The sequence below is a fragment of the Streptomyces sp. NPDC088147 genome, from assembly GCF_044741565.1.
GTDB lineage: Bacteria > Actinomycetota > Actinomycetes > Streptomycetales > Streptomycetaceae > Streptomyces.
Map to the genome: position 1 here is coordinate 408,103 of NZ_JBIUSY010000004.1, position 18,713 is coordinate 426,815.

The following is an 18,713-nucleotide window of genomic DNA, read 5'->3' on the forward strand; positions in this document are numbered from 1 at the left end:
GAAGTGTCCGAAGAACGCGTCTCGTCATCACCACCGGCGCGGCAGCCCGGCGTCCGCATCGCCGGGGACCACCACGCCCCGCACCCCGCCATGAGCCACGCCGTGGGGGACCTCTCCGACGGAGAGGCCTCCGGTGTCTCCTTCCGGGCCGCCGTGCTGGCCACCATGGCCCGGTACTGCCGTGGCGGCCGCGTCGATGTCGCCGACCACCGGGAAGTGCGGTCGTACGACGTCGACATCGACTCCTCCCTCAGCGCGCTGCTCACGCTGGCAGCGACCCCCGGCGAGCCCGTCCCGGGGACGGCGGAGGCGTCGGTCGCGCTGCTTCCCGTCGGTACCGCCCCGGTGACGGACGCGGCGATCCGTGTGCACACGGACGGGCGGCAGTACGTGACGACCTCACCCGCGCGGCTGCACGGCCAGGTCGCGGTACGGCACTTCGCCCAGGCCGTCCGGACATTCCTCGACGTGTTCGCGGCGGCCGACGGCGAGACGCTGGACCGGCTGCCGGTGGCGGCCGTCGGCATTCTCTCCGCGGACGACACCGGTGCCGAACTCGCCCTCGGCCGGGGCGAGTTCCTGCCGCAGACAGAGGAACAGGTGCACCGGACGGTCGTCCGGCTGGCCGCCGAGGTTCCGGACCGGCCGGCCATCGAGGACGGGGACACCCGCTTGACATACCGCGACCTGGGGATCGCCGTGCTGGCGACCCGGGACCGGATGCGGGCGGCCGGGCTCGCCGGCCGGGGCACGGTCGCCGTGGCCATGGAACGCGGTGCCGGCAGTGCGGTGGCCCAGCTCGCGGCGTTCGCCTCGGAATGCCGTGTCGTGCTGGTCGACCCGGCGCTCCCGGCGGCCCGGATCGCGTACATGCTCCGCGACTCGGAAGCCGGGCTGGTGGCGGTGGCCTCCGACGACGACGGGGTGGCGAGGACGGCGGCGTCCCTGGGCATCGCGGTCCTCACCCCGTCACCCACCCCTGGCGTTCCCGACACGCACCGGACCGCCGCCGGCCTCCTGGAGGCCGCGGTGTCCTTGCCCGAACTCTCCGAGGACGCGGTCAGCCATATCGCCTACACCTCGGGCTCGACCGGTGCGCCCAAGGCGGTGCAACTGCGGCACGGCCCGATGCGGAACACCGCGGCGGCGCTCGGTGACGCCTGCGGGCTCTCGTCGAGCAGCCGCGGCTCCTGGTTCTGTCCGCCCGGTGTGGGAATGGTCGAAGTCGACATGTTTCCCGTGCTCGCCGCCGGTGGCACGGTCGTGGTCGCACCCCCGTCGATCAGCACCGATCCGACGGCCGTGCGGACGTGGCTGACCGACCGGAGCATCACCCACACACTGCAGACCACGGCCGTCGCCGAGCAGTTGCTCACGATGGAGTGGCCCGCGGCCCCGGCCCTGGTCTCGATGCGGGTCGCCGGCGAGAAGCAGCGTGTGTGGCCGGCCCCGGACTGCCCGTTCCAGGTGCTCAACGTCTACGGTTCGACCGAGGCGAACGTGGTCGCCGTCTGCGATCTCACCCAACTGGTGCGGGCGGGAGCCGGCCGGTCCGACCTCTCCCCGCCCATCGGCCGCCCGGTGAGGAACGTCAACATGTACGTCCTCGACGAAGAGCTGCGTCCAATGCCCAGGCACTCGGTGGGCGAACTCTGCGTCTCGGGGCGCGGCCTGTCGCGCGGTTACCTCCACCAGGACGCGGCCAATGCCGAACGGTTCCTGCCGAACCCGATACCGGAGGACGACTTCCCGGTGCTGTATCGCAGCGGGGACCTCGCGTGGATGGACAGTACCGGGCTCGTCAATGTCATCGGCCGCCTGGACGACGAGGTGAAGGTCGCGGGGTATCGCGTCCACCCCGGAGCCGTGGAGGGGCAGTTGTCCACCATCCCGGGGGTCGCCGCCTGCGCCGTCGTCGCCGCGGCCCTCGGCGAGGGCGGGTCCTACCTGATCGCCTACGTGGAAAGGGCGTCGGGCTCCCGCGGGGCCTCCCTCACCGGTACGGGCATCCGCGAGGAGCTGGAGCGGCTGCTCCCCGCGTACATGATCCCCTCCACCGTGCGGTTCCTCAGGCTCCCTCTGACCCGCAACGGCAAGGTGGACCGGGCCGCGCTCCGCGACGCGGACACCGGACGCGGCGGGCTGGACACCGAGTACCGGGCGCCTTCGTCGGATGCCGAACGCCTGCTCGTCCATCTGTTCACGGAGATCCTGGGCCGGAGCCTCGTCGGAGCCGACGACCACTTCTTCGAACTGGGCGGCAGCTCGCTGAGTGCCGCGGCACTCGTCCGAAAGGCCACCGACGCGTTGGGAGTGGAACTCACCATGGTGGACCTCATGGAGGCGCCGACGGCCGCGCGCCTGGCACGCCGCATCCCGGCGGGGTAGAGGTGATCCCGGCGGGAGCCACCGACTCGGGCTCCATCGGCCGCGATCGACGCGGAACGGGGAGGTACGGGGGAAGAATCGGCTTCTCCCCCGCGGGTCACCGCGTTCCGCGGGTCGGCGGCCGATGGGAACCCGGAGCCGGACCCGGTGTCGCTGGACGAGCGGGTGAGCGGCCATGAGCCGCCGCCGATCGTCTGATCTTCCGGGCGGGGTGGCCCGGCCGTCCCACAGCGGGCCGGCCGGGCCACCACATCCACATCGCTTCCGGAGGCCGGAAGCCGGGGTTACGCGAGCCCCGCCACGAGGTCCGCGACCGACTTGCGGCGGCCCGTGTAGAACGGGACCTCTTCCCGGACGTGCATCCGGGCCTTGGAGCCGCGCAGATGGCGCATCAGGTCGACGATCCGGTACAGCTCGTCGGCCTCGAAGGCCAGCACCCATTCGTAGTCGCCGAGCGAGAACGAGGCGACCGTGTTGGCGCGCACGTCGGGGTAGCCGCGGGCCATCTTCCCGTGGTCGGCGAGCATCGTGCGACGCTCCTCGTCGGGCAGCAGGTACCAGTCGTAGGACCGTACGAAGGGGTAGACGCTGACATAGTCGCGGGGCGTCTCGTCCGCCAGGAAGGCCGGGACGTGCGACTTGTTGAACTCGGCGGGGCGGTGCAGCGCCATGTTCGACCAGACCGGCTCCAGCTGCCGTCCGAACCGGGTGCGGCGGAAGCGGTTGTACGCGTCCTGGAGTTCGTCCGAGGTCTCCGCGTGCCACCAGATCATGACATCGGCGTCCGCGCGCAGCCCGGACACGTCGTAGGTGCCGCGCACGGTGACGTCCTTGGCGCCGAGCTGGTCGAACAGCTCCTGGACCTCGTCCGCGAAGCCGGTCCGGTCCTCGGGCAGCACGTCGCGCAGCTTGAAGACGGACCACAGCGTGTAGCGGATGACCTCGTTGAGGTCCTTGGCCTTCTTGCCCGCGTTCGGGGTCTTCTCTGGTGCAGCAGTCATGGGGCTATTCTCCCGCGCCCCGTCCCGTGCCCCGCGCCAGGGTCGACGTGGCGATGATCTCGTCGGCGGCGCGCCGGGCGGACGCGACGCAGGCGGGGATGCCGACGCCGTCGTACGCCGCGCCGCACAGCCGCAGCCCCGGGAGCTTGGCGACGGCCTCGCGGATCCGGGCGGTTCTCGTCCGGTGGCCGACCGGGTACTGCGGCAGACCGCCGGTCCAGCGGGTCACTTCGGTGGCCACCGGCTTCGCGGTGAGCCCGACCGCGTCGCCGAGGTCGTGCAGCGAGACGCCGACGAGATCGGCGTCCTCGCGCTCCAGTTGCTCCTCCTCGCCGTACCGTCCGATGGAGGTGCGCAGGATGAAGAGACCGGGCGCGGCGTCCGCGACCCACCCCCACTTCCGGGTGGAGAAGGTGGACGCCTTGATCGTGCGGCCGTCCACGGGCGGTACGAGGAAGCCGCTGCCGGACGGCATCGCGCCGAGATCCGCACGCCGGAACGCCATCGTGACCAGCGCCATCGAGGCGTACTCGACCGTGGCGAGTTCGGCGGCCGCGGCCGGTGACTCGTCGGAGAGCAGCGCCGAGGCGGACCACGCGGGGGTGGCCAGCACGACGCCGTCGGCGTCCAGGGAGCGCCGCTCGGTGCGGATCCGCCAGCCGTCGGGGGTGCGCCGGAGGCCGAGGACGGGCGTCTCCATGAGGATCTCGCCGCCGCCCGCCCGTACGGCGTCCGCGACGGCGCCCGGCAGGGTTCCCACGCCGCCGGCGATGCCCGCGAAGACCGCGCCCGGCGCTCCGCCGTCGCGCTGTCCCGCCGCGGCCGCGGCCTGGACGTCGCGTACACCGGCCAGCAGCGAGTCATGGGTTCTGGCGATGTCGAAGAGCTGAGGGACGGCCGCCTTCATGGAGATGCGGTACGCGTCGCCCGCGTAGACGCCGCCGAGCAGCGGTTCCACCAGCCGGTCGACGACCTCGCGGCCGAGCCGCTCGGCGACGTACTCGCCGACCGCGACATCGTCGCCGACCTCGGTGGGCGGCAGTTCCGGCTCACGGGCGAGCCTGGCGAGCCCTTCGGCGGAGAGCAGCCCCGCGAGGGCGGCCGGGTCGCCCGGCACCCCCATCACATGGCCCTTGGGCATGGGCCGCAGCTCCCCGCGCGACCATACCGAGGCGGTGGTGGCGGTGGGCGGCTGGAGCAGTTCCCCGAGCCCGACGGCCTCGGCCAGGTCGACGGCCTCGGGCCGGCGCGCGAGCATCGACTCGGCCCCGAGGTCGACGGGCGCGCCCTCGATCTCGCCGGTCCGCAGCTTGCCGCCGAGCCGGGCGGTGGCCTCCAGCAGCGTCACCCGGACCCCGGCGCCCAGCAGTCGGTGCGCGGCGGCGAGACCGGCGATACCGCCCCCGATGACCACGACATGACCTGTGTGCGTGTCCACGTGCTGCGCGCTCGACTCCATGCCCCCACTCTCTCAAACCGTCATGGACGTTCCATAACGAGTCCCGACCGTGACCGCTTCGGAACCGTGGATGAGCATCCGTACACGCGCCTCACACGTCGAACCGTCAGCACACTCTCATCAACCGTCCCTGGGGGGCCGACATGCGCGCGATGCCAGCGTTCGCGGCAGCACTACTCACCGTCTCACTCGCTCTCGCCGGATGCAGCGCCTCCGACGGCGGTGAGAACAAGTCGGCGGCGGACAGCGCCGCGAAACCGGTGCGGGAGGGGCAGGCGGACGCGGCGGACGCCCCGTCGGGGGCCGGTGCGCCGGCGTCCGGCAGCGAGGGGGCGGACGCCAAGCAGCGGCCCGCGCCGGCCGGTACGCATGTGATCCGCACCGCCGAACTCACCGTGCGCGTCAAGAACACGGAGAAGGCGCTCGCCACGGCGCGGTCCGCGGCCGTGAACTCCGGCGGTCTCGTCGAGGACGAGTCCACCGAGCGGATCGCCGGTGACCATGTCGGCTCGCGCATCGTGCTGCGGGTGCCGCAGGACGCGTACGACGACGTCCTGGCCGAACTGACGGGCACCGGCACGCTGGTGGCGCGCAAGGCCAACGCGAAGGACGTCACCGACCAGGTGGTCGACGTGAACAGCAGGATCGCCTCGCAGCGGGCGAGCGTCGCGCGCGTGAGGGAGTTGATGGACCAGGCGACGCGACTCAGCGATGTGGTGGCGCTGGAGGGCGAGTTGAGTACGCGTCAGGCCGACCTGGAGTCGCTGCTCTCCCAGCAGGCGTCGCTCAAGGACCGCACCACCCTGGCCACCATCACACTGGAGCTCACCGAGACTCCGCCCGTCACGAAGGAGAAGGAGGAGGACGATCCCGGGTTCCTGGACGCGCTGGGCGGCGGCTGGGACGCGCTGACCGTGACGGTGCGGTGGATCGCGGTGGTGATCGGCGCGGTGGCACCGTTCGCCGCCGTGCTCGCGGTGCTCTATCTGCTGTGGCGGCTGGTACGCGGCCGGCTGCCCCGCAGGCCGGAGCCCGTACCGCCGCCCTGGCCCACCCCCGCGCACACGCCCGGGGACGAGCCCTCGCCCGAACCCGCCAGGCCCACCGCCCGGAGGACACCCGAGCACTGATCCCGTGACGCCCGCGTAGCGTTCCCCCTGAGAACACGGGAGCGAGAGGGGCGCGCAATGGCGGCGGAGCGCATGGTGGTCATCGGCGGCGACGCGGCGGGCATGTCCGCCGCGTCGCAGGCCCGCAGGCTCAGGGGCCCGGAGGAGCTGGAGATCGTCGCGTTCGAGCGCGGCCACTTCACCTCGTACTCCGCGTGCGGCATTCCGTACTGGGTGGGCGGGGACGTTTCCGGCCCCGATGACCTGATCGCCCGGACGCCCGAGGAACACCGCGCACGCGCCATCGATCTGCGGATGCGCACGGAGGCCGTGGAGATCGACGTGGCCGGGCAGCGGGTGCGCGTACGCGATCTCTCCGCCGGTACGGAGAGCTGGACCGGCTTCGACAAGCTCGTCGTCGCGACGGGCGCCCGCCCGGTGCGCCCGCCGCTGCCCGGGATCGACGCGCCGGGCGTGCACGGCGTGCAGAACCTCGACGACGGGCAGGCGCTGCTGGACGCCCTCGGCGCCACCGAGGGCCGGCACGCGGTCGTCGTCGGCGCGGGCTATATCGGTGTGGAGATGGCGGAGGCGCTGCTGAAGCGCGGCTATCGGGTCACCGTGGTGTACCGCGACGAACAGCCGATGGCGACGCTCGACCCCGACATGGGCCGGCTGGTCCAGGAGGCGATGTCCGGGATGGGCATCACCACGGTGGGCGGCACGGCGGTCACCGGCATCCGCACCGGCGCGGACGGCCGGGTACGGGCCGTGGTCACCGACGCCGCCGAGTATCCGGCCGATGTCGTCGTGCTCGGCATCGGCGTGGAGCCGGAGACCACCCTCGCCCGCGCCGCGGGACTGCCCCTCGGGCCGCACGAGGGGCTGCTCACCGACCTGGCGATGCGGGTGCGCGGCCACGAGAACATCTGGGCGGGCGGGGACTGCGTGGAGGTCTTCGACCTGGTCGCGGGCTCGACCCGGCACATCCCGCTGGGCACCCACGCGAACAAGCACGGCCAGATCATCGGCGCGAACGCCGGCGGCGGCTACGCGGTCTTCCCCGGGGTGGTCGGCACGGCCGTCAGCAAGGTCTGCGACCTGGAGATCGCCAGGACGGGGCTGCGGGAGAAGGACGCCCACCGGGCGGGCCTCCAGTACGTCACCGCGACCATCGAGTCCACCAACAGCGCCGGTTACTACCCCGGCGCCGCCTTCATGACGGTGAAGATGCTCGCGGAGCGCCGTACGGGCCGGCTGCTGGGCACGCAGATCGTCGGCCGCGAGGGCGCGGCGAAGCGGGTGGACATCGCGGCGGTGGCGCTGACGGCCGGGATGACGGTGGAGGCGATGACCACCCTGGACCTGGGCTACGCCCCGCCGTTCTCCCCGGTCTGGGACCCGGTGCTGGTCGCCGCGCGCAAGGCGACGGCGACGGTACGGAAGGCGGGGGTGTAGCCGCGGACCGGTCGCTCAGCGGGCGGTCTGTGTGTGGACGTACTCCACGAGCCGCGTCAGGGCGTCGGGGTCCATGCTCGGCAGCACCCCATGGCCGAGGTTGAAGACATGGCCCTCCAGACCGGCCGCCGCGTCCAGCACCTCACGGGTCTTGGCCTCCACCGCCGCCGTCGGGGCGAAGAGCACGGCCGGGTCGAGGTTGCCCTGGAGCGCCTTGCCGGGGCCGACGCGGCGGGCCGCCTCGTCCAGCGGGACCCGCCAGTCGACGCCGACGACATCCGCGCCGGCCTCGCCCATGAGACCGAGCAGCTCGCCCGTACCGACCCCGAAGTGGATGCGCGGGACGCCGTACGGGGCGACGGCGTCGAAGACCTTCGCCGAGGCGGGCAGCACGGAGCGGGTGTAGTCGGCGGGGGCCAGGGCGCCCACCCATGAGTCGAAGAGCTGGACGGCGCTCGCGCCCGCCTCGATCTGCACCTTGAGGAAGGCGGAGGTGATGTCCGCGAGCCGGTTGAGCAGATCCGCCCACAGCTCCGGGTCGCCGTACATCATCGCCTTGGTGTGTTCGTGGTTACGGGACGGGCCGCCCTCCACGAGATAGCTGGCGAGCGTGAACGGCGCGCCGGCGAAGCCGATGAGCGGGGTGGCGCCCAGCTCGCCGGTGAGCATGCCGATCGCTTCGGTGACGTACGAGACGTCGTCCGGGGTGAGATCGCGCAGCCGGGCGAGATCGCCGCGGGTCCTGATCGGCTCGGCGACGACGGGGCCGATCCCGGGCTTGATGTCGAGGTCGAGGCCGATGGCCTTGAGGGGGACGACGATGTCGCTGAAGTAGATCGCGGCGTCGACCTTGTGGCGCCGAACCGGCTGGAGGGTGATCTCGGTGACCAGCTCGGGCCGCATGCAGGACTCCAGCATCGGAATCCCCTCGCGCACCTTCAGATACTCCGGCAGCGAACGCCCCGCCTGCCGCATGAACCAGACCGGTGTGTGCGGCACCGGTTCACGCCTGCACGCCTTCATGAAGGGCGATTCGTACGTCTTCGTCTGCTGGCCCGAGGGGCGGTCAATGGCGCTCACGCCCAGAATCTTCGCATGTACGGGGAAGCCGCTGCCCCGGCCCGGGTGTCCTTCCCTGCGCGAGACGCGCGTTCCGCCTACTCTTCCCCGCATGGCTGCGGCTCAGGGACAGTTTTCCGATCATTCCAACGGCACCGACGGAACGGGGGGCGCGGAGGGGGATTCCGGCCCCGCCGCGTTCCGTTCGGCGGTCGAAGCACTGCGAACGGCGCGGCTGCGTCCCGAGATCGAGGTCGACCCGACTCCGCCGCCCAAGCGGCTGGCACCGTACGCGTACGCCCTGGAGGCGGCGGTCGTCGACGGCGACGACGATCTCGCGGACGGCCGGCTCATCCTGCTCCACGACCCGGCGGGTCACGACGCCTGGCAGGGCGCCTTCCGGCTGGTGACGCTCGTACGGGCGGAGCTGGAGCCGGAGATGGCGGCCGACCCGCTGCTGCCCGAGGTGTGCTGGTCGTGGCTGACCGGTGCGCTGGAGGCGCGCGGACTGTCGTACGGGGAGGCCAGCGGCACCGTCACCCGCGCCGGGTCGCACTACTTCGGCGGCCTCGCCGAGCGCCGGCCCGCCACCCAGATCGAGATCCGCGCGTCCTGGACTCCGCGCGAGGGCCGGGGCGGGGTGCCCGACGCGGCGGCGCATCTGGCGGGCTGGTGCGATCTGCTCTGCCAGATCGCGGGGCTGCCGCCCGCCGCGACGGGACCGGCCGCGGGCGCGGCGGACCCGGGCGCCGGCGCGGGTGTGGTCTCACTGCCCCAGCGGCGCGGACCGCAGGTCTCCTGACCGTCCTCCCCCTCGGCTCCTCCGGTCCGCCGCTCGCACGGGAGACCGCGATACCGGCCGATGCCGCCCGATACCGGCGGCCACGACGACGCTGACGGCCCCTCACCGCACCGCCACGGGTGGGGCCAGTCGTAGGATGATCGATCACTCGTCCGAATTGCCCGAATTGTTACTCACCAAATCGTGATCATTCTCTAAAGGCGGGCGGGATTGCTGCCGAAGAGGTCAATGACCCTTCAAGCACGGATCGCCCCGGCTTCATCCCCAGAGCCGGCCCCGTCCCGCACCTTCCCAGGAGGCCTGGTGTCCGTTCTCCTCGAGCAGCCCGCAAGCCTGGTCGCCTACCGCCCGAACAAGCCGACGGCCATGGTCGTCGTGGCCGACCCACGCGTCCGCTCCACCGTCACCCGCCACCTGTGGGCCCTTGGAGTACGTGACGTCATCGAGGCGTCGTCCATCGCGGAGGCCCGCCCCCGCGTCGGCAATCCACGCGACATCTGCGTTGCCGACGTCCACCTGCCCGACGGTTCCGGGCTGACCCTGCTGTCCGAGACCCGAGCCGCGGGCTGGCCCAACGGCCTCGCCCTCTCCGCCGCCGATGACATCGGCGCGGTGCGCAACGCCCTCGCGGGCGGCGTCAAGGGCTATGTCGTCACCGGTACCCGTACGAACATCGGCCACCCGGGCCGGCCCGGCGCCGCCCCCATCGGCGCCGGACAGCGGATGCACCGCCGTCCTCCGGGCGCCCCGAGCCACCCGGGCGGTTACCGGGAGCTCTCCGGCCGCGAGGTCGAGGTGCTCCGGCTGGTCGCCGAAGGCCAGTCCAACAAGGCCATCGGCGTCTCGATGGGCCTGTCCGCACTCACCGTCAAGAGCCATCTCGCCCGGATCGCGCGCAAGCTCGGCACGGGCGACCGGGCGGGGATGGTCGCCGTGGCCCTCCGTACCGGAATCATCCACTGACCACTTCTCGCCCCCACCGCCCGTCGACGGAACGTTCCGTCGACGGGCGCCTTCCGTTCACGGATACCCTTGACAGGTGACCGACGCCCAAGAGACCGCAGCAGAGCCAGCACTGCGAACCACCGGGGGCCAGCGGCGGCAGCCGCTCATGTCGCTGCCCCCGGACGACGTCGACTCGGCGCCGATTCCCTTGCTGGAGCCCCGCGAGGGCATTCCGCCGGTGGTTGCCACCGATGAGGCGCTCGCCGAGGTGATCGCGGCCTTCGCCGCGGGCACCGGCCCCGTGGCCGTCGACGCCGAGCGGGCGTCCGGTTACCGGTACGGCCAGCGCGCCTATCTCGTCCAGCTGCGCCGCGAGGGCGCGGGCTCGGCGCTGATCGATCCCGTCGGCTGCCCCGATCTCTCCGGTCTCGGCGACGCGCTCGCCGGGGCGGAGTGGATCCTGCACGCGGCGACACAGGATCTCCCCTGCCTGCGCGAAATAGGCATGATGCCCACCCGGCTGTTCGACACGGAACTGGCAGGCCGGCTGGCGGGCTTTCCCCGGGTCGGCCTCGGGGCGATGGTCGAGAACGTCCTCGGCTACGCCCTGGAGAAGGGCCACTCCGCCGTCGACTGGTCGACCCGTCCGCTCCCCGAGCCCTGGCTGCGCTACGCCGCGCTCGATGTGGAGCTGCTCGTCGATCTGCGGGACGCGCTGGAGAAGGAGCTGGACCGCCAGGGCAAGCTCGACTGGGCGCACCAGGAGTTCGAGGCGATCGCCTCGGCCCCGCCGCCGCCCCCGCGCAAGGACCCGTGGCGCCGTACGTCGGGGATGCACAAGGTGCGCCGCCGCCGTCAGATGGCGGTCGTACGGGAGCTGTGGACCACCCGCGACCGGGTCGCGCAGCGACGCGACGTCTCCCCCGGCAAGGTGCTGAGCGACGCCGCGATCATCGAGGCGGCACTGGCTCTGCCGGTGAACGTGCACGCGCTGACCGCGCTGCCCGGTTTCGGCCACCGGATGGGACGCCGGCAGCTGGAGCAGTGGCAGGCGGCGGTCGACCGGGCCAGGGCGCTGCCCGACACGGAGCTGCCCCAGCCGGGGCAGCAGGTGGCGGGACCGCCGCCGCCGCGCTCCTGGGCGGACAAGGACCCGGAGGCGGCGGCCCGGCTGTCGGCGGCCCGCGCGGCGGTCTCGGAGCTGGCCGAGCGGCTGAACATGCCGCAGGAGAACCTGATCACGCCGGACACGGTGCGCCGGGTCTGCTGGGAGCCGCCGCACGAGCCGACGGTGGAGAAGGTGGCGGAGGCGCTCACGGGCCACGGGGCGCGGGCCTGGCAGGTCGAACAGGTGGCGCCGCTGCTGACGCGCGCGCTGTCGTTGCCGGACTGACCCACCACGTCGTACCGACCTGTCGTGTCGTACTGACGGTACGCCCCGGGCCCGCGGGTCCGGGGCGCGCCGACGTCGAAAGGGAGAGCGCGCGGAGGTTCGTGAGGAACGAGCGAATCGAGCACGGTCGACCGTCGACGTCGGCGCGCAGCGCCCCGGCGGCGAACCGAGCCCTCAAAAAAAGAGGCCGGGGCTGGGCAGCATGGTTACCCACAAGTAGCATAGAAGTGGAAGCGCGTCCCAAGCGCGCCCCGCAGTGCCACCCCGCACCCTGGAGGAGAGCCATCGTGCCTCGTACCGTCAGGGATGTCGTCTTCGTCGACGGCGTCCGCACCCCGTTCGGCAAGGCGGGCCCGAAGGGCATGTACCACGAGACCCGTGCCGACGATCTCGTCGTGAAGGCGATCCGGGAGCTGCTGCGCCGCAACCCGGACCTCGACCCGGCCCGGATCGACGAGGTCGCCATCGCCGCCACCACCCAGATCGGTGACCAGGGCCTCACGCTCGGCCGCACCGCGGGGATCCTCGCCGGGCTGCCGCAGTCCGTGCCCGGGTATTCGATCGACCGGATGTGCGCGGGCGCGCTGACCGCGGTGACCAGCACCGCGGGCTCCATCGCGTTCGGCGCGTACGACATCGTCGTGGCCGGCGGTGTCGAGCACATGGGCCGCCACCCCATGGGCGAGGGCGTCGACCCGAACCCGCGCTTCGTCTCCGAGAAGCTCGTGGACGACTCCGCGCTCTTCATGGGGATGACCGCCGAGAATCTGCACGACCGCTTCCCGCGGCTGACCAAGGCGCGTGCCGACGAGTACGCGGTGCGCTCGCAGGAGAAGGCCGCCAAGGCGTACGCGAACGGCACGATCCAGCAGGACCTGGTGCCGATCTCCATCCGCCGCACCTCCCCCGAGGCGGGGGAGACCGGCTGGGGGCTCGCGACGGCCGACGAGCCGATGCGGCCGGGTACGACGCTGGAGATGCTGGCCGGGCTGAAGACCCCGTTCCGGCCGCACGGCCGGGTCACCGCGGGCAACGCCGCGGGGCTCAACGACGGTGCGACCGCCTCGCTGATCGCCGCCGAGGACTTCGCACGCGAGCAGGGCCTTCCGGTCAGGATGCGGCTGGTCTCGTACGCGTTCGCCGGCGTCGAGCCGGAGGTCATGGGGTACGGCCCGATCCCGTCGACGGAGAAGGCGCTCGCCAAGGCGGGGCTGTCGATCTCCGACATCGGTCTGTTCGAGATCAACGAGGCCTTCGCCGTACAGGTGCTGGCCTTCCTGGAGCACTACGGCATCGCGGACGACGACGAGCGCGTCAACCAGTACGGCGGCGCCATCGCGTTCGGCCACCCGCTGGCCTCCTCCGGTGTCCGGCTGATGACGCAGCTGGCGCGGCAGTTCGAGTCGCACCCGCACGTCCGCTACGGGCTGACCACCATGTGCGTCGGCTTCGGCATGGGCGCGTCGGTCATCTGGGAGAACCCGCACTTCGACGGAGGCACCAAGTGAGCACCAGCACCGCCGAACTCCTGAAGGGCGCGGCCGAACTGTTCCCCGGCGAGGTCGTCACGCAGGCGCACGTACGCCATCTCGACCTGCCCTCGGGCGCCGGGCGCTTCGCGCTCATCACGCTGGACAACGGCCTGGACCACACCAAGCCGACCACCTTCGGCCCGCAGTCGCTGGCGAACCTCAACGCCGCGATCGACCAGGTCGAGAAGGAGGCCGCCGACGGTACGGTCGTCGGCGTCGGGATCACCGGCAAGCCGTTCATCTTCGCGGTCGGCGCCGACCTCAAGGGCGTGGAGCTGCTGGGCCGCCACGAGGACGCGCTGGCGATCGGCAAGGGCGGCCACGAGGTCTTCAAGCGGATCGCCGCGCTGGCCGTGCCGACCTTCGCGTACTACAACGGCGCGGCCATGGGCGGCGGTGTCGAGATCGGTCTGCACTGCCAGTACCGCACCGTCTCGGCCGCGCTGCCCGCGTTCTCGCTGCCGGAGGTCTTCCTCGGTCTCGTGCCCGGCTGGGGCGGCTGCACGCTGCTGCCGAACCTGATCGGCGCGGACCGCGCGGTCTCGGTCGTCATCGAGAACTCGCTCAACCAGAACAAGCAGCTCAAGGGCGTCCAGGTGCACGAGCTGGGCATCGCGGACGCGATCTTCGACGGCGCCGACTTCCTGGAGCAGTCGCTGATCTGGACCGCGTCCGTACTGAAGGGCGAACTGGCCGTCGTACGCCCCGAGGTGGACCGTGGCGAGGCGTGGGACCGCGCGGTGGAGCGCGGCCGGCAGATCGCCGACTCCAAGGTGCACGGCGCGGCTCCGGCCGCCTATCGCGCGCTGGACATCATCGCCGCCGTCAAGGACGGCGACCTCCAGGCCGGCTTCGACGCCGAGGACCGGGCCCTCGCGGACCTGATCATGGGCGGCGAACTGCGCTCCGGCATCTACGCGTTCAATCTGGTGCAGCGGCGCGCCAAGCGGCCCGCGGGGGCTCCCGACAAGTCGCTGGCGCGGCCGGTCACCAAGGTCGGCGTCGTCGGCGCGGGGCTGATGGCCTCTCAGCTGGCGCTGCTCTTCCTGCGCCGCCTCGAAGTCCCGGTCGTCCTGACGGACATCGACCAGGAGCGGGTCGACAAGGGCGTCGGTTACGTCCACGGCGAGATCGACAAGCTGCTGCTGAAGTCCCGTATCAACCTGGACAAGGCCAACCGGCTCAAGGGCCTGGTCTCGGGTGTGCTGGACAAGGCCGAGGGCTTCTCGGACGCGGACTTCATCATCGAGGCCGTCTTCGAGGAGATGGGCGTCAAGCAGAAGGTGTTCGCGGAGGTCGAGGCGGTGGCCCCGGCGCACGCGATCCTCGCCACCAACACCTCGTCGCTGTCGGTCTCCGAGATGGCGTCGAAGCTGAAGCACCCCGAGCGGGTCGTCGGTTTCCACTTCTTCAACCCGGTCGCGATCCTCCCGCTGCTGGAGATCGTGCGCGGGGAGCGGACCGACGACGCGTCGCTCGCCACGGCGTTCGGGGTGGCGAAGAAGCTGAAGAAGAGCGCGGTGCTGGTGAAGGACGCCCCGGCGTTCGTCGTCAACCGCATCCTCACCCGCTTCATGGGCGAGATCCAGAACGTTATCGACGAGGGCACTCCCGTCGCGGTGGCGGAGCGCGCGGTCGAGCCGCTGGGGCTGCCGATGTCCCCGCTGGTGCTGCTCGAACTGGTCGGCCCCGCCATCGGTCTGCATGTCTCGGAGACCCTGCACGGCGCGTTCCCCGACCGCTTCACGGTCTCCGGGAACCTCGCGGCGGTCGTCAAGGCGGGCAAGCGCGGCTTCTACGTCTACGACTCGGGCAAGCCGGAGCTGGACCCGGAGGTGACGGCGCTGCTCAAGCAGGGCGATGTCGTCCTCACCGAGGAGCAGACACGTGACCGGGTGCTGGACGCGGTGGCCCAGGAGATCGGTCTGATGCTGGACGAGGGCGTCGTGGCCGAGGCACAGGACATCGACCTCTGTCTGCTCACGGGCGCGGGCTGGCCCTTCCACCTGGGCGGCATCACCCCGTACCTGGACAGGGAAGGCGTCTCGGAGCGGGTGAACGGCAAGCGGTTCCTGGCACCGGGCGTGGCGAGCGTCCCGGCGTAGTCGGGCAGGGCCGGCGCTCGGGAGCGTACGGCGATCGGGCCGGTACGGAAGGGGACTTCCGTACCGGCCCGGTCCGTGGTGACGTCCGTGGGTGCCGGTGCGGGACGTGGCCTCCGTACGCCGCTCAGATCCGGGTCCACGCCTCCAGCGCCAGACCGGGCTCCGCCTTCTGACGGGCCGTCCGCAGGGTGCCGTCCTCGCCGGTCACCGCCAGGATCACCCGCCCCCGGCCGTCCAGCGCCAGCGCGGGCGCGCCGGCGCAGCGCTCCCCGGTCGGGGTCCAGTGGAGGCCCGCCGTCTCGTTCTCCGTCGGATAGGCGGCGATGTGCGGGCGGCCGTCGGCGCCGCGCTGGGCCAGGATCGTGCAGTCGTGGCCGTCCACGGGCGTACGCAGCAGGGCGAGCGGGCCGGTGCCGGGACCGCCCAGCCGGGCGGGTTCCGTCCCGGGGCGCCAGGCGCGTACGGTGCCGTCGCCGGCGTCGCGCCAGAAGTGGGTGAGCCGTCCGCCGCCGGTGCGGCAGGCGGTGATCGTGCCGGGCGCGACCCCGGCCTCCGGTTCGTCCTCGGCGCGCTCCAGCTTGGCGTCGGGTTTCGGGCGCAGCCAGCGCACCACGGTGCCCCCGGCCGGGACGAGGACGTCGATCAGTCCGTGGTCGGTGACGGCCGCGGCGGTCTCGCCGGTCAGCTCCGTGTCCTCGGCGTTGGCGCCGCCCCAGGGCTGCCAACGGCCGGTCGGCGACTGGTGCTTGGCGGAGAGTCCGCCGTTCGCGTTGCGGAGGAACAGATGCACCGAGCCGGTGGTGTCCAGGACCGCGGACGGCAGGCCGATGTCCACGCCCTTCTCACGGTCTTTCCCGTGCGGGTTGCCCAGCGACTGCCAGTCCCTGAGCGGGCGGCCCGTCTGGTACTGGACGGCGTGGACGAGATCGGTGTCGGCGGGCCCGTCTGCGCGCGGACGTTTCCGTACCCCCACCAGATGGACGAAGCCCTCGGCGCTCTGGGCGACCGACAGATACGGCAGCAGGCCCCGGGCGGCCAGCGGCTCGGGCCCCGACCAGTCGGGGCCGCCCGGCCGGGTCTCCGTCCAGCGGAGCACACCGTCGGCGGTCGGCGCGTACGCGGTGAGCCTGCCGTCCTTGCCGCGCAGCAGCCAGCCGGTGGTCGCGGGGAGGGTGTCGTCCATGAGCGGCGCGGGCGGCGTACGGCGTGGCTTCGCGCCCCGGTCGGGGGCCAGGCCCGCGCTGTCCCCCGACCGCTTCGACGTCCGTCCGGACCGCGGTGTCATGGCCCACTGCCACCTTCCCGAGCGCGGAAAACCCAGAGCTCGATAGTACTCAGGGGCGGCGGCGGGGGCTCCGGGAGGCCGTACCGGGCGGTGTTGTGCGAGGCTGCGGATGTGCTGATGCGGTGGATCGTCGACGCGGCGAATGTGGTCGGCTCCGTTCCCGACGGGTGGTGGCGGGACCGGCGTGGTGCCACCGAGCGGCTGCGCGACTCGCTGGTGCCGTACGCCGCGGAGGGCGCGGCCGGGCGTCCCGGGCCCGTCGAGGTCGTGCTCGTCGTGGAGGGCGCCGCGCGGGGCGTGGAGTCCGTCCCGGGGGTACGGGTGGAGGCGGCGGCCGGTGGCGGGGACGATCTGATCGTGGAGCTGGCCGCGCGGGCGGCGGCGGACGGCGCGGGCTGTGTGGTGGTCACGGCCGACCGTGAACTGCGCCGGCGGGTGGCGGCGCACGGCGCGGAGTGCGCCGGGCCCAGGACCGTACGCCGGGCACCGGAGCGACGGCCGGCCCAGCGCCGGCCGTCGGAGGCTCGGCCCCGGGAGGCTCAGCCGCCGGACGCGGGCCCGGACCTGACCGGGGACAGGACCGCGGGCCGGAACACGGACGGGCCGTCGGGCGGGCTGGCCGGAGGGCTCTCGGACGGGCCCTCGGACGGTTCGCCCGGCGAGGGGACGTAGAGCACCGCTCCGTCGACCGTCCCGGGCAGCGGTTCGTAGCCCCGGGCGAGCAGCCCGCGCAGCGTGGGCAGCCGGTCGGGGGCGAAGGGCTTGCCTCGTGAGTCGTCGACGACCAGGGCGGGCGGGCGCGCGCGCAGTTCGTCGACGAGTACCGGCCAGGTGCCCGCCATCGCGTACTTCTCGCCGACCCGGGGACCGTCCCTGCCGCCGCTGTAGTTGGTCAGCAGACCGGCCGTCAGATAGCGGCTGGCCGGGGCGCGGTCGGCGAGCCAGTAGATCTCCGGGTGTATCCCCCACACGAGGACCCGGTCCGCGGGGGCCGTACGGGCCCGTACGGCGTCCGCGAGGCGCTGGGCGTGGGCGAGTTCCGGCCGGGGCGCGAGGAGGCCCCAGGTGAGGAACAGCGCGCACGCGCAGGCCGAGGTGAGCAGCGCGGAGGCGAGCCGGTCCCGGGGCAGCAGGCGCAGCGCGGCGGTCGCCAGGAGCACCAGCGGCGGGATGAGCTGGAGGAAGTAGTGGCCGAAGAAGTGGAACCCGAGCAGGACGGCGGCGGACGAGGACGCGAGCCATACCCAGAGGTCGGCGCCCGGTCCGCCGGGGCCGCCGCGGGCGCGCAGGGCGCGGACGACGGGGGGCAGCAGTCCCGCGCAGGCGAGGCAGAGCAGGGCGGTGTTCGCCAAGGCCCGGGAGAGCACATGGAGTTCGGAGCCGGTGAGGGTGGCGTACGCGCCCGATCCGGTCACCGCCCAGAAGAGGAAGCCGGACGGTGAGGTGAGCAGGGCCACGGCCAGTACGGGCAGCACGAGCCCGGCGGAGAGCCTGCCGAGGGCGGCCCGGACGACAGGGGCGGGCGCGGTGCGCGAGTCGTTCCAGAGCAGCCACAGGACCGGGGCGAGGACGGCACCGCCGGTCTGTTTGGTCAGCAGGGCCCCGGCGACGGCGAGCCCGGCGGCGCCCCAGCGGCCCCGGCCCGCCCACCGGACCGCCGCGACGGTGAACGGCAGTATGAAGACCTCGAAGGTGGCGGCCTGGGCGTCCTCGGGGTTGAGCCCGATGGAGACCAGCGGATAGAGGACCCCGGCGGTACGGCCCGCCCGGTCGCCCCAGCGCTCCCGGGCGACGGCGGCGAGCAGCGCCGCGGTGGTCAGGTGGGCGAGAACGGCGAGTGCCTTCACCGCGTACAGGGATTCGTCGCCGAAGAGCGCGAACGCCGATTCGTAGAGCCAGGGCAGCAGCGGCGGTTTCCGGTCGACGACGGTGTCGTACAGGGCTCCCCCGGCCGCCAGTATCCGGGCCTGGACGGCGAGATAGCCCTCGTCGGGGCTCCACAGCGGCGGGCGGAAGGAGGGCAGCCGGGTGACAAGGGTCAGCAGCGCGAGAACGGGGAGCAGCCGGCGCCAGTAGCCGGTGGTGGGGCGGACCGGCCGGGCGGGGGCCGGTGCGGGGTGCGGGGCGGAACGCCGCGGGGGCGTGACGTACCGGAGGGCGGGCGGCTCGACGACCAT

13 protein-coding genes and 1 pseudogene are annotated in these 18,713 nt (G+C 72.8%); 9 read left to right on the forward strand and 5 right to left on the reverse strand.

Annotated features, from left to right (window positions below; translation table 11 throughout):
- Positions 1-3 precede the first annotated feature (3 nt).
- Positions 4-2,388, forward strand: coding sequence for a non-ribosomal peptide synthetase (locus ACIOGX_RS16945; protein ID WP_401913945.1), 2,385 nt, complete (start codon positions 4-6; stop codon positions 2,386-2,388).
- 284 nt (positions 2,389-2,672) lie between these two features.
- Here the strand turns inward: ACIOGX_RS16945 and hemQ are convergent, their stop codons facing one another.
- Positions 2,673-3,389, reverse strand: coding sequence for a hydrogen peroxide-dependent heme synthase (gene hemQ / locus ACIOGX_RS16950; protein ID WP_356510511.1), 717 nt, complete (start codon positions 3,387-3,389; stop codon positions 2,673-2,675).
- 4 nt (positions 3,390-3,393) lie between these two features.
- Complete coding sequence (gene hemG, locus ACIOGX_RS16955) at positions 3,394-4,848, reverse strand: protoporphyrinogen oxidase (RefSeq protein WP_384763878.1); 1,455 nt, start codon at positions 4,846-4,848, stop codon at positions 3,394-3,396.
- Positions 4,849-4,991: 143 nt separating this feature from the next.
- Between hemG and ACIOGX_RS16960 the strand changes: the two genes are divergently transcribed.
- Complete coding sequence (locus tag ACIOGX_RS16960; RefSeq protein WP_401913949.1) at positions 4,992-5,978, forward strand: DUF4349 domain-containing protein; 987 nt, start codon at positions 4,992-4,994, stop codon at positions 5,976-5,978.
- A 57-nt stretch (positions 5,979-6,035) separates the two neighbouring features.
- Positions 6,036-7,415: an FAD-dependent oxidoreductase gene (locus ACIOGX_RS16965; RefSeq protein ID WP_401913952.1), complete on the forward strand. Its 1,380-nt coding sequence runs from the start codon at positions 6,036-6,038 to the stop codon at positions 7,413-7,415.
- A gap of 15 nt (positions 7,416-7,430) precedes the next feature.
- Here the strand turns inward: ACIOGX_RS16965 and hemE are convergent, their stop codons facing one another.
- Positions 7,431-8,495, reverse strand: coding sequence for a uroporphyrinogen decarboxylase (hemE, locus tag ACIOGX_RS16970; RefSeq protein WP_401913953.1), 1,065 nt, complete (start codon positions 8,493-8,495; stop codon positions 7,431-7,433).
- 91 nt (positions 8,496-8,586) lie between these two features.
- Here hemE and ACIOGX_RS16975 point away from each other — a divergent pair, with 91 nt between their 5' ends.
- From ACIOGX_RS16975 to ACIOGX_RS16995, 5 genes are all read left to right on the forward strand, one after another.
- Positions 8,587-9,276: a DUF3000 domain-containing protein gene (locus ACIOGX_RS16975; RefSeq protein ID WP_401913955.1), complete on the forward strand. Its 690-nt coding sequence runs from the start codon at positions 8,587-8,589 to the stop codon at positions 9,274-9,276.
- 303 nt (positions 9,277-9,579) lie between these two features.
- Positions 9,580-10,239, forward strand: a complete 660-nt coding sequence (locus tag ACIOGX_RS16980; RefSeq protein WP_030350743.1) for a response regulator transcription factor — start codon at positions 9,580-9,582, stop codon at positions 10,237-10,239.
- 76 nt (positions 10,240-10,315) lie between these two features.
- Positions 10,316-11,614 (forward strand): HRDC domain-containing protein, encoded by a 1,299-nt coding sequence (locus ACIOGX_RS16985; RefSeq protein WP_401913957.1) that lies wholly within the window; start codon positions 10,316-10,318, stop codon positions 11,612-11,614.
- 287 nt (positions 11,615-11,901) lie between these two features.
- Positions 11,902-13,122 (forward strand): acetyl-CoA C-acyltransferase, encoded by a 1,221-nt coding sequence (locus tag ACIOGX_RS16990; protein WP_129768836.1) that lies wholly within the window; start codon positions 11,902-11,904, stop codon positions 13,120-13,122.
- A complete protein-coding gene (locus ACIOGX_RS16995; RefSeq protein ID WP_401767246.1) occupies positions 13,119-15,251 on the forward strand; it encodes a 3-hydroxyacyl-CoA dehydrogenase NAD-binding domain-containing protein in 2,133 nt (710 codons plus the stop codon). Before ACIOGX_RS16990 ends, ACIOGX_RS16995 begins: the two co-directional genes overlap by 4 nt.
- 124 nt (positions 15,252-15,375) lie before the next feature.
- Here ACIOGX_RS16995 and ACIOGX_RS17000 read toward each other — a convergent pair whose 3' ends face one another.
- Positions 15,376-16,536, reverse strand: a complete 1,161-nt coding sequence (locus tag ACIOGX_RS17000) for a hypothetical protein (protein WP_356511610.1) — start codon at positions 16,534-16,536, stop codon at positions 15,376-15,378.
- A 117-nt stretch (positions 16,537-16,653) separates the two neighbouring features.
- On the opposite strand from ACIOGX_RS17000, the pseudogene ACIOGX_RS17005 reads away from it, so the two are divergent.
- Positions 16,654-17,025: pseudogene (locus ACIOGX_RS17005) on the forward strand (NTP pyrophosphohydrolase); the annotation flags it as partial.
- Between the two features lie 50 nt (positions 17,026-17,075).
- On the opposite strand, the gene ACIOGX_RS17010 reads toward ACIOGX_RS17005, so the two are convergent.
- Complete coding sequence (locus tag ACIOGX_RS17010) at positions 17,076-18,713, reverse strand: glycosyltransferase family 39 protein (RefSeq protein WP_401913961.1); 1,638 nt, start codon at positions 18,711-18,713, stop codon at positions 17,076-17,078.